Annotated in this window: 8 protein-coding genes and 1 pseudogene; 8 read left to right on the top strand and 1 reads right to left on the bottom strand. The window is 61.5% G+C overall.

The features are described 5' to 3' along the window. Nucleotides 1–7: 7 nt before the first annotated feature. The gene (locus tag ACHMXK_RS08105; RefSeq protein WP_397439278.1) at nt 8–556 is read right to left on the bottom strand and encodes a winged helix DNA-binding protein; all 549 of its coding nucleotides are present in this window, start codon (nt 554–556) and stop codon (nt 8–10) included. 242 nt (nt 557–798) lie between these two features. On the opposite strand from ACHMXK_RS08105, the gene ACHMXK_RS08100 reads away from it, so the two are divergent. The 8 genes and pseudogenes from ACHMXK_RS08100 to ACHMXK_RS08065 all read left to right on the top strand — a co-directional run bounded on the left by ACHMXK_RS08100 (nt 799) and on the right by ACHMXK_RS08065 (nt 10,769). Then, nucleotides 799–2,652 carry a dipeptide ABC transporter ATP-binding protein gene (locus tag ACHMXK_RS08100; protein WP_397439276.1) on the top strand — a complete coding sequence of 618 codons (1,854 nt, stop codon included), beginning with the start codon at nt 799–801 and terminating at the stop codon, nt 2,650–2,652. Between the two features lie 46 nt (nt 2,653–2,698). Beyond that, nucleotides 2,699–4,212 (top strand): annotated as a pseudogene (locus ACHMXK_RS08095) (ABC transporter substrate-binding protein). A gap of 38 nt (nt 4,213–4,250) precedes the next feature. Continuing rightward, nucleotides 4,251–5,174: an ABC transporter permease gene (locus ACHMXK_RS08090; RefSeq protein ID WP_397439274.1), complete on the top strand. Its 924-nt coding sequence runs from the start codon at nt 4,251–4,253 to the stop codon at nt 5,172–5,174. A gap of 8 nt (nt 5,175–5,182) precedes the next feature. Beyond that, on the top strand, nt 5,183–6,055 hold the full coding sequence (locus ACHMXK_RS08085; RefSeq protein WP_397439272.1) for an ABC transporter permease: 873 nt from the start codon (nt 5,183–5,185) through the stop codon (nt 6,053–6,055). Continuing rightward, entirely contained in the window at nt 6,052–7,830 is a 1,779-nt protein-coding gene (locus ACHMXK_RS08080) for a peptidase M14 (RefSeq protein ID WP_397439270.1), read from the top strand. The genes ACHMXK_RS08085 and ACHMXK_RS08080 overlap by 4 nt, the downstream gene beginning before the upstream one ends. Before the next feature lie 110 nt (nt 7,831–7,940). Then, entirely contained in the window at nt 7,941–8,906 is a 966-nt protein-coding gene (locus tag ACHMXK_RS08075) for a TRAP transporter substrate-binding protein (RefSeq protein WP_397439268.1), read from the top strand. A gap of 10 nt (nt 8,907–8,916) precedes the next feature. After that, on the top strand, nt 8,917–9,426 hold the full coding sequence (locus tag ACHMXK_RS08070; protein WP_397439266.1) for a TRAP transporter small permease: 510 nt from the start codon (nt 8,917–8,919) through the stop codon (nt 9,424–9,426). Between the two features lie 41 nt (nt 9,427–9,467). Further along, nucleotides 9,468–10,769 (top strand): TRAP transporter large permease, encoded by a 1,302-nt coding sequence (locus ACHMXK_RS08065; RefSeq protein WP_397439264.1) that lies wholly within the window; start codon nt 9,468–9,470, stop codon nt 10,767–10,769. The last annotated feature ends 85 nt before the right edge of the window (nt 10,770–10,854 follow it).

Here is a 10,854-nt window from a genome sequence, read left to right as displayed (position 1 = left end):
AGAAGTCTTAGAGGCTGGCCGCCGAGCGTGCCGCCTGATCGTAAATACCCGAAAGCAGGCGCAACAAACGCGCCAGCTCGCCAATGTCGCGGTTCAAACCATCGTTGGTATTGAGCGCATTGATCAGGCAGGACTCGCGAATCTCGCGGTAGCGGTTCACGTAGTCAAGCCCCAAGTCGGTGCTGGCATAGGTCACGTCCTTGCCACTTTTGCTGGACACCACCACGCCCAGATTCTGCAACTTTTTGAGCGAATAGTTGATCAGATGGGTGTCTTCCACATTCATGATGAAACAGATGTCGGCCAGCCGTTTGTTGCGGGCGCGGTGCGTCACGTGGTGCAGCACCAGGACGTCCAGCGGCATCAGGTCTTTCAGGCCCGCCGCACTCATGCAGTGCACCACCCAGCGATGAAAGGCATTGTTCGCAACGATCAGGCCAAACTCGAATTCGCTCATTTCCGCGCTTCTGGGCGAGACCAGATGGGCAGACGAGACAATGGGCGGTGCGACAGCCCCCTCAGCAGCAGGTTCGGGGGCGATGGACTTTTTTGCCATTAACAGACTCCGGGTTGGCATCTTTGTTGCATGTGCAAATTGTAGAGAGTTAAATAATAATTTATCAACATTTTGTTGACATTTAGGGAAATCACTTAGTCATCATCCACAAATGCGGCTTACATTTACTTGGCAAATTTGCCACCGGGCCCCTGCCCGCCCAAACATCGCTGTCCCGACTTTCGCCATCGCCACTGCACTGCTTTTAAAAGTTCACGGTAACCCCACCGAGCCTCCAGCCCATGAGTCAGCCTGACCAGCCTAGCGTCTCCCCACTGCTTTCCGTTCGCAACCTCGCCGTCGAATTCGAGACGCCGGGCGGACGTTTTCGTGCCGTTGACGGCCTGAGCTTCGATGTCACGGCGGGGCGCACACTGGCCATCGTCGGCGAGTCGGGCTCGGGCAAATCGGTCACCTCGCAGGCCATCATGCGGCTGACCGATTACACCGGCGGCCACATCGTGAATGGCCAGGTGCTGTTTCAATCGCCGGTGAGCGGCGCGCTGGACCTGACCCAGGCCAACGACGACACCCTGCGCGCCATCCGTGGCAACGAGATCGCGATGATCTTCCAGGAACCGATGACCTCGCTGAACCCGGTGTTCACCATCGGCAACCAGATCTCGGAAGCCCTGATCCTGCACCAGGACATGAGCCCCGTGCAGGCCCGTGCACAAGCCCGCGCGCTACTTGAAAAAGTGCGTCTGCCCGATGCCGAGCGGCTGCTCGACACCTACCCGCACGCCCTCTCGGGCGGCATGCGCCAGCGCGTGATGATCGCCATGGCGCTGTCGTGCCAGCCCGCGCTGCTGATCGCGGACGAACCCACGACCGCGCTCGATGTGACCATCCAGGCGCAGATCCTGAACATCATTCGCGAACTGCAGCGCGACCTGAACACGGCCGTGATGTTCATCACCCATGACATGGGCGTGGTGGCGCAAATGGCCGACGACGTGGTGGTGATGTGGCGTGGACGCCAGGTCGAGCAAGGCACGGTGGAGCAAATTTTTAATGCGCCGCAACACCCTTACACCCGCGCCCTGCTCTCGGCCGTACCGCGCCTGGGCAGCCTGCGCGGCCAGCCCTTGCCCAAACGCACGCCACTGATCGTGCTCGAGGGCGACACGCCGCGCGAAGTCGGCACCGAGCAGGTACAAGACACCGTGGACGCCGCCGCGCCCTTGCTCACGGTGGACAAACTCACCACCCGTTTCGACGTGGCCCACACGCTGCTCGGCCGCGTCACGCACCGGGTGCATGCGGTGGAAGAAGTCAGCTTCGACATCTATCCCGGCGAAACCCTGGCTCTGGTCGGCGAATCAGGCAGCGGCAAGTCGACCATCGGCAAGACCCTGCAGCAACTGGTACCCGCCACCAGCGGCGGCATCCGCTTCGCGGGGCAAGACATCCATCGCCTCGACGCGGCGGGACGCCAGCGCTTGCGGCAAGAGATACAGTACATCTTCCAGGACCCGTTCGCTTCGCTCGACCCGCGCAAGACGGTGGGCTTCAGCATCGCCGAGCCGATCCGCACCCACAAACTGCTCGACAGCCCCAAAGCGATACAGGCGCGGCTGGCCGAGTTGCTGGAGGACGTGGGGCTGCAGCCCGAACACATGCACCGCTATCCGCATGAAATGTCGGGCGGGCAACGCCAGCGGGTGTGCATCGCCCGGGCGCTGGCCTGCAACCCCAAACTGATCATTGCCGACGAATCCGTGTCGGCGCTCGACGTATCGATCCAGGCACAAATCATCGACCTGCTGATGGCGCTGCAGGCACAACGCAAGCTGTCTTACCTGTTCATCACTCACGACATGGCCGTGGTGGAAAAAATCAGCCACCGCGTGGCCGTGATGTACCTGGGACAGATTGTTGAGATTGGTCATCGCCAGGATATTTTTGAGAACCCGCAGCACGCGTACACCAAGAAGCTGCTGGCCGCCGTGCCCGTGGCCGAGCCCGGCCGGCACATCGACGCGCGACTGATCCAGGGCGAGATTCCGAGCCCGGTGCGCAAGGTCGGCAACGAGCCGGCGATCCTGCGCTTCAACGAAGTCCGCCCCGGCCACCTCGTCGCACAAGCGGCCTGACTTCCATTTTTTTCACACCCTTTTTGAACACCTCCCGGAGAAAACCATGAAGCTGAAAACACTGATCGCCTCCACCAGCCTGGCCATGGCCAGCCTGCTCGCCCCCAGCGCCCAGGCGGCTGGAACGCTGAACGTCGCCATCCACCAGGACCCGGGCAACTGGGATCCGATCGTCACCTTCCTCGTTTCATGGGGTGCGGTGGGCAGCCAGATTTTTGACGGCCTGATCATGCGCACGCCGGATATGAAGCTCGTGCCCGGCCTGGCCACGAAATGGGAATTTTTGGACAAAAACACCAAACTGCGCTTCACCTTGCGCACCGGCGTGAAGTTCCACAACGGTGAGCCGTTCGACGCCGACGCCGTGAAGTTCACCTTCGACCGCCTGCTCGGCGAAGAGGGCAAGAAGGGGCCGCAGCAATCGAACTACAACGCGATTGAAAAAGTGGTGGTGGTGAACCCGACCACGGTGGACTTCATCCTGAAGAACCCCGATCCGGTGCTGCTGACCAAGCTCTCTGGCTACGGCGCCATGATCGTGCCGCCCAAGTACATCCAGGAAAAAGGCAGCGCCTACTTCGGCATGAATCCGGTGGGCACCGGCCCCTTCAAGTTCACCGAATACAAGCCCAAGGTCAGCCTCTCGTTCGAACGCAATGCTAACTACTGGGGCGGCGCGCCCAAGGTGGACAACCTGGTCTACCGCTTCATCACCGAGCCGGCCACGCAAGCCGCCGAACTGCAGGCCGGCCGCCTCGATGTGGCCAACCAGATCCCGCTGGCGATGATCGAAACGCTCAAGAAAACAGCAAGTTGGCCATCGCCAGCATGGACGGCCCGGTCGCGCTGGCCATGCGTTACAACACGCAGCGCGGCATCATGAAGGACAAGGAAGTGCGCAAGGCGCTGACCATGGCTGTGGACCGCGACGCCATCATCAAGACCATCCTGCTGGGCAACGCCAAGCCCATCGCCAGCTTCCAGGGCGTGTTGTCCTTCGGCAATGATCCGGCGCTCAAACCCGTGCCGTTCAACCCCGTGCAAGCCAAAGCCATGCTGCAAAAGGCAGGCGTGAAACCGGGCACGCAGATCCAGATCGACTTCCGCGGCTCCGACAGCAACTTCCGTGAAGTCGCCCAGGCCGTGGCCAGCTACCTGCAAGGCGTGGGCATCGTGGCTTCGCTCAAGCCCTACGACACCAACGTGCTGCTCAACGACATCATCCCAAGCGGCAAGACCGGCGAGATGTGGCAGAACCAGTGGGGCGGCTGGACCTTCGACTACGACAACACCGCGTATTCGATGTACTACACCAAACAGCGCTGGAACCCGTTCGACGACGACGCCAAGCTGAACGCCCTGCTGCATACCCAGCGCAACACCTGGGACCAGGCGGCGCGCAAGCTGACGCTGCAGGAAATCAGCCGCTACGTGGCCGATCAGGCGCTGGAAATGCCGCTCTACAGCCTGAACACCATCTACGGGCTGAACAAGCGCGCCAAGAACCTGGCGCTGCCGGCGGATGGCCGCTTCCGCTTTGTGGATGCCACCGTCGACTGACGCCTCCCCTGACCTGACTGACACGAGCTACTGACATCATGAGTGGATTTCTTATCAAGCGACTGCTGCAGGCGATCTTCGTCGTGCTGGTCGTCACCCTGTTTGTGGCCTACGCCGTGCGCCTCTCCGGCGACCCGGCGCTGATGCTCGCCCAGGGGGCCGGCAGCGTGACCGAGCAGGACCTGGCCAACATCCGCGAGGGCCTCGGGCTGGACCGGCCATTCCTGGTGCAGTACGCGGAATTCCTGCGCGGCGTGGTGGTGGGTGATTTCGGCAAAAGCTTCATGGGCGGCACGCCGGTATCGCACCTGATTGCCGACGCACTGCCGGCCACGCTGGCGCTGGCCCTGGTGTCGCTGGTGCTGTCGGTGCTGGTCTCGGTCCCGCTGGGCATCCAGGCCGCCGTGCACAAGGGCAAGGGCGCCGACCAGTTCATCCGCATCTTCTCGCTGGTGGGTTTGTCCTTTCCCAACTTCTGGCTGGCCATCATGCTGGTGCTGCTGCTGTCGATCACCTTCCCGCTGCTGCCGCCCTCGGGCTGGGATGGGCCCCTCAGCCTGATCATGCCGGCGCTGACCATGGCCATCATCCTCTCGGCCACCAATGTGCGGCTGGTGCGCACGGCCATGCTGGAAACCCTCTCGGCGCAGTACATCATGGTCGCGCGCGCCAAGGGTTTGAAAGACCGCGTGGTGCTCTACAAACACGCGCTGCGCAACTGCGCCATTCCACTGATCACCTACATCGGCCTGCAGTTCGGGAACCTGATCGGCGGCATCGTGGTGGTCGAACGCGTTTTCAACTGGCCCGGCCTCGGCACACTCGCATTTGAAGCCATCGCCAGCCGCGACTACCCGGTGCTGCAGGGCACCGTGACCGTGCTGTCGATCATGATCGTGGCTGTCAACCTGTTGGTCGACATCGCCTATGGGCTGGTCGATCCACGCATCCGCACCAAGTGAAGAAGACCATGCAAACCGCGCTTCCCTCCTCCGCCTCTGCCGCGCCGGCTTCCCGCTGGGCCCAATGGCGTTCGCTCGAATTCATCCTCGGCGTGGTGCTCACCGGCACCATGCTGCTGTTGGTGCTGCTCTCGGTGTGGATATTCCCCGACGGTGGCGCAGCCATGGACCTGAGCGCGCGCCTTGCCCCGCCGTTCACCAGCTGGGCGCATCCGCTTGGCGCCGACCCGCTGGGCCGCGATGTGCTGGCCCGGGTGCTGGTGGGCGGGCGCATCTCGCTGCTGGTGGGCTTCGTCTCGGTGCTCGGTGCCTCCATCCTGGGTATCGTGATCGGCCTGGTCGCCGGCTACTACCGCGGCTTCTGGGACATGTTGCTGATGCGCTGCGTGGACGTGCAACTGGCCTTGCCCTTCATCCTCATCGCGCTGACCTTCATCTCCATCCTGGGCGGCGGCCTGTTCAACATCATCCTGTTCATGGTGATCTCGCAATGGGTGCAGTTCGCCCGGCTGGTACGCGGCATGGTGCTGCAGGTGCGCGAGCGCGAATTCGTGCAGGCGGCGCGGGCCTTCGGGGTGCGCGACCTGGCCATGGTGCGCCATCACATCCTGCCCAACATCATCGGCCCGGTGATCATCCTGATGACGCTGAACGTGGCCAACAACATCCTGCTGGAGAGCAGCCTCACCTTCCTCGGCCTGGGTGTAGACCCGCTGATCCCGAGTTGGGGCGGCATGTTGGCCGATGGCCGCACCTATATGCAGACCGCCTGGTGGATCAGCGTATTCCCCGGCGTTGCCATCATGCTCACCGTGCTGGGCCTGAACCTGCTGGGCGACTGGCTGCGTGACCGGATAGACCCCACGGCCAAAGTGTCATGAAAAACAAGCCGCTTCTGGATGTCGTCCTGCCCCGCACACTGGATGTGTGGGTCAGCCAATTCGAGCAACCCGAGTGGCGAGGTGCGCAGCTTGAGGGCTGGTTGTTCGAAGGGGTGGCCGCACGCCGCGCCGCAGAACAACGCCTGGCCGCCGCCGGTGTCCAGGCGCAATTGCGCAGCGCCTACAAGCCGCTGCTGCATTATTTTCTTGAAGAGATTGATCGCAGCACGCTGGCCGCCGTGACGATTCGCTACCCGGTGCATCCGAATACATCGCCGCGCCGTTTTTTGCTGGAGGCCTACCCGCTGGCCGGCCTGCTGCCTGACTGCAAACTTGAGTTTGTGCCGGGTAACGATGACCTGCATTACCAGTTGGACTTCACGCTGCACGATGGCTCACACAAGCAGGCCAGTGTCTTTGCACCCAACCGGATTCATGTCGACCACATCGACGTCACCCTGCTGTCACCCACAGGTTGGCTGCGTGCCCGAATGCAGTCGGACCTGAAGGCGCGCCTGGACAGCGCTCACATGACGGACTACGAGCAACTCTTCGAGCGGGTGGTGCAAACCGTCAAGCAACACCCCTGGCCAGCACAAGAGCCGTATTTCGAACGGCTGGACATTCGTGTGGACTTGCCGGGCATCGAACAGGCGCTGCCGGTGGATCACGAATCCATCAGCAGCTACGAGGCGCTGCATGAAGACATTTATTTCTCGCTGCTTGAAATTTTTCAGCGCCACTCGGGACGGCCGGCCAATGACCGCCGCCTGCAGCCTGGCCAGATCGTGCCGGACGTGCGTGCCAGCCATACCGCACCGCGCCTGAGCATCTGTCTGAACAGCTTCGATACGAAGACCCAAGACCTTTGCGCACCTGCCGACGCCGGTTCGGAGCAGCCTCTTGATCTGTTGGACACGGCGCCACATCCGAAACGTATTGCCGCCGAAATGGACAGCATGGGTGGCCAGCGTTTTGTCGCCCTGAGCTGCCAGGGCCGCGAGGTGCACGGTCTCTACCAGGCCGGACCGGGAGCGGCCGTCTTGATCAGTGGTGGCCAGCACGCCAACGAAACTTCCGGCGTCGTGGGCGCCCTGCGTGCGGCACAAATACTCAAGGCACGCGAAAGCACGGGGAACAAGGCCCACTTTGCACTGATCGCGCTGGAAAACCCTGACGGTTATGCCCTGCACCGCGAGCTGTGCACCCAGCATCCCGGCCATATGCACCATGCCGCGCGTTATAGCGCGTTAGGCGATGACATCGAATACCGTGAACAGGCACCGCTGTATGAACGCGAAGCACGCGAGAAGGCGCTGACTTTGTCGGGCGCCCAGTTGCACATCAATCTGCACGGCTACCCGGCCCATGAATGGACGCGCCCGCTCTCAGGTTACGTTCCGCGCGGCTTCGAGTTATGGACCATCCCCAAAGGTTTTTTCCTGATCTTGCGCCACCACACCGGCTGGCAGGCAGAGGGACGGGCTTTGCTCGAACATGTCAGTGCGGCGCTCGCCAAAGTCCCGGGACTGCTCGCATACAACACCCGCCAGATGGCGCTTTATGAACGCCATGCGGGCGAACTGCCTTTCGAAGTGCTCAACGGCAGTGCCTGCACACAATCCGAGGTGAACCATCGCGGTGCGCCCATCACGCTGATCACGGAATTCCCGGATGAAACCGTGGAGGGTGAACGCTTCCGTTTCGCACATACCGTGCAAATGGAAACCGTTCTGGCCGCCGTGAGCGCCTGGCAAGGGCTGGCTCGCAAATAAGAGGATTTTTTGGTTTCTCGAGCGCGCTTTTCCGGGTATGCCCGAGCAAGCTGGCGCGGGATTTGCGTCTATCCTGTGCGTACTTATCACTCTACTGTTCTGGAGCGCTCATGAAATTCAAGCTTGCCCTGATTGCCGCCGTACTCAGCGTCGGTACCGCCGCCTTTGCCCAAACCAAATGGGACCTGCCCGCCGCTTACCCCGCCACCAATTTCCACAGCGAAAACCTGGTGCAATTCGCCAACGACGTGGACAAGGCCACCGCCGGCAAACTCAAGATCACGGTACATGCTAACGCTTCGCTGTTCAAGGCTCCGGAGATCAAACGTGCGGTTCAAGGCGGCCAGGCGCAAGCCGGTGAAATCCTGCTGGTCAACTTCCAGAACGAAGCGCAACTTTTCGGCGCTGACGGCCTGCCCTTCCTGGCCGACAGTTACGACGCGGCCATGAAACTCTACAAGGCTCAAAAGCCCGCGCTGGACAAAAAACTGGCCGAGCAAGGCATGTTTGTCCTGTATTCCGTGGCGTGGCCACCGCAAGGCATTTACTCGAAAAAACCGGTGAACTCCGCCGCCGACCTCAAAGGCATCAAGTGGCGCGCCTACAGCCCGGCCACGGCCCGCATCGCCGAACTGGTGGGCGCCCAGCCCGTCACGGTTCAGGCCGCCGAATTTTCCCAGGCACTGGCCACCGGCGTGGTCGAATCCACCATGACCTCGGGCGCCACGGGTGTGGACAGCAAGCTCTATGAACACCTCAAGTATTACTACGACACCCAAGCCTGGCTGCCAAAAAATGCCGTCATCGTGAACAAACAGGCGTTCGATGCGCTCGACAAAGCCACGCAGGCCGCTGTGCTCAAAGCAGGCGCCGCAGCGGAAACACGCGGCTGGGCGGCCAGCCAGGGCGTTAACACCAAAACGCTGGAAACCCTCAAGGCCAATGGCATGCAGGTGTTGCCGCCGTCGGCCCAGCTCAAGGCTGACATGAAAAAAGTCGGCGACACCATGCTCCAGGAATGGCTGGCCAAAGCCGGCCCCGAAGGCCAGTCCGTGGTTGATGCCTACCGCAAATAACCGAGTCCACATGCGCAAACTGTTAGATGGTATTTACAACAGCGCCGCCGCTCTGGCGGCGCTTTTTATGGTCGGCCTGCTGGCCATGGTCTTGCTGTCCGTCGTGAGCCGGCAACTCAACTTCCATGTGCCCGGCACCGACGCCTATGCTGGCTACCTGATGGCCGCCAGCGGCTTTCTGGCGCTGGCACATACCCTCAAACGCGGCGAACACATTCGCGTGACTTTAGTGATCAATGCCCTCCAGGGGCCTTGGAAAAAAGCCATGGAACTTTGGGCGCTGGGTGTGGCCACGTTGCTGGCACTGCTGTTTGCTGCCTACAGCTGCAAACTGGCCTGGCAGTCCCGGGCGTTTAACGATATCTCCACCGGCAGCGACGCCACACCGCTGTGGCTGCCGCAACTGGCCATGGCTTTCGGTGCCGTCATCCTGGTGATTGCCTTCATCGACGAGTTGGTGCTTGAAATTCAGGGTCGCCGTGTGGCGCCACTCAGCGGCGAAGCCCTGCGCAACGAATAGGATTTCCATGATTTTTTCCACATACTCGAAACGGTGGCCCCATGAGTGATCTGGGCGTTACCGCACTGCTGGTGCTTTCACTCTTCTTGATTCTGGGAACCGGTGTCTGGATCGGCCTGACGCTCTCCGGCGTGGCCTGGATCGGCATGCAGCTGTTCACCTCGCGTGTCGCCGGCGACGCCATGGCCGTGACCATCTGGGGATCCGCCTCCAGCTGGACGCTGACCGCCTTGCCGCTGTTCATCTGGATGGGCGAAATCCTGTTCCGAACGCGGCTGTCGCAGGACATGTTCAAGGGCTTGGCGCCCTGGATGCAGGCCCTGCCGGGCCGGCTACTGCACACCAATGTGGTGGGCTGCACCATTTTTGCGGCTGTCTCCGGTTCGAGCGCGGCGACCTGCGCCACCATCGGCAAGATGACGCTGCCCGAACTCAAGCGCCGCGGTTACCCCGAACACATGATCGTCGGCACCCTGGCGGGCGCCAGTACGCTGGGTCTTTTGATTCCGCCGTCCATCATCATGATTGTGTATGGCGTCAGTGCCGATGTCTCCATCGCCAAACTGTTTATAGCCGGTGTGTTGCCCGGGATCATGCTGGCACTGCTGTTTTCGGGCTATATCGCGGTTTGGGCATTGCGTCACCCGGAACAGATTCCCGCCGCCGATGAAAAAACCAGCTTTCTGCAAAAGCTCGCCGCCTCACGCGCCCTGATTCCCGTGGTCTTGCTGATCCTGGCGGTGTTGGGTTCCATCTACACCGGCATTGCCACGGCCACAGAGGCCGCCGCGGTCGGCGTGGTCGGCTCGCTGATCATCTCGGCCTTGCAGGGCTCGTTGAGCTGGGCGACGTTCCGCGATGCCCTGATGGGCGCAACGCGGCTGTACTGCATGATCGCGCTGATCCTGGCCGGCGCGGCGTTTTTGACGCTGTCGATGGGTTACATCGGGCTGCCGCGCCACCTGGCCGAATGGATTGCCAGCATGGGCCTGAGCCAGGGCCAGTTGATCCTGGCCCTGACCTTCTTTTTTATCCTGCTCGGTTGTTTTCTGGATGGCATCTCCATGGTCGTGCTGACCATGGGTGTGTTGATGCCAACCATCCAAAAGGCTGGCATAGACCCGATCTGGTTCGGCATTTTTATTGTGCTGGTGGTCGAAATGGCGCAGATCACGCCGCCTGTCGGCTTCAACCTGTTTGTGTTGCAGGGCATGACCGGCAAGGAATTGACCTGGATAGCCAAGGTGACACTGCCCATGTTTTTCCTGATGTGCGCGGCCGTCTTCCTTGTGTATGTCTTTCCAGGCATCGTCACCTGGCTACCGCAGCAAATGATCCGTTAAGCCGCCGGGTGCGGCGCGCTGGCAAGGCGCTCGACTTCTTGAACCTTCGTGCGGCGTAACGCCTTTCGCCGCACGAAGGTTTTTT

This window comes from Polaromonas sp. UC242_47 (genome assembly GCF_044452385.1).
GTDB lineage: Bacteria > Pseudomonadota > Gammaproteobacteria > Burkholderiales > Burkholderiaceae_C > Polaromonas.
This window is presented reverse-complemented; position numbering and strand designations above follow the sequence as displayed.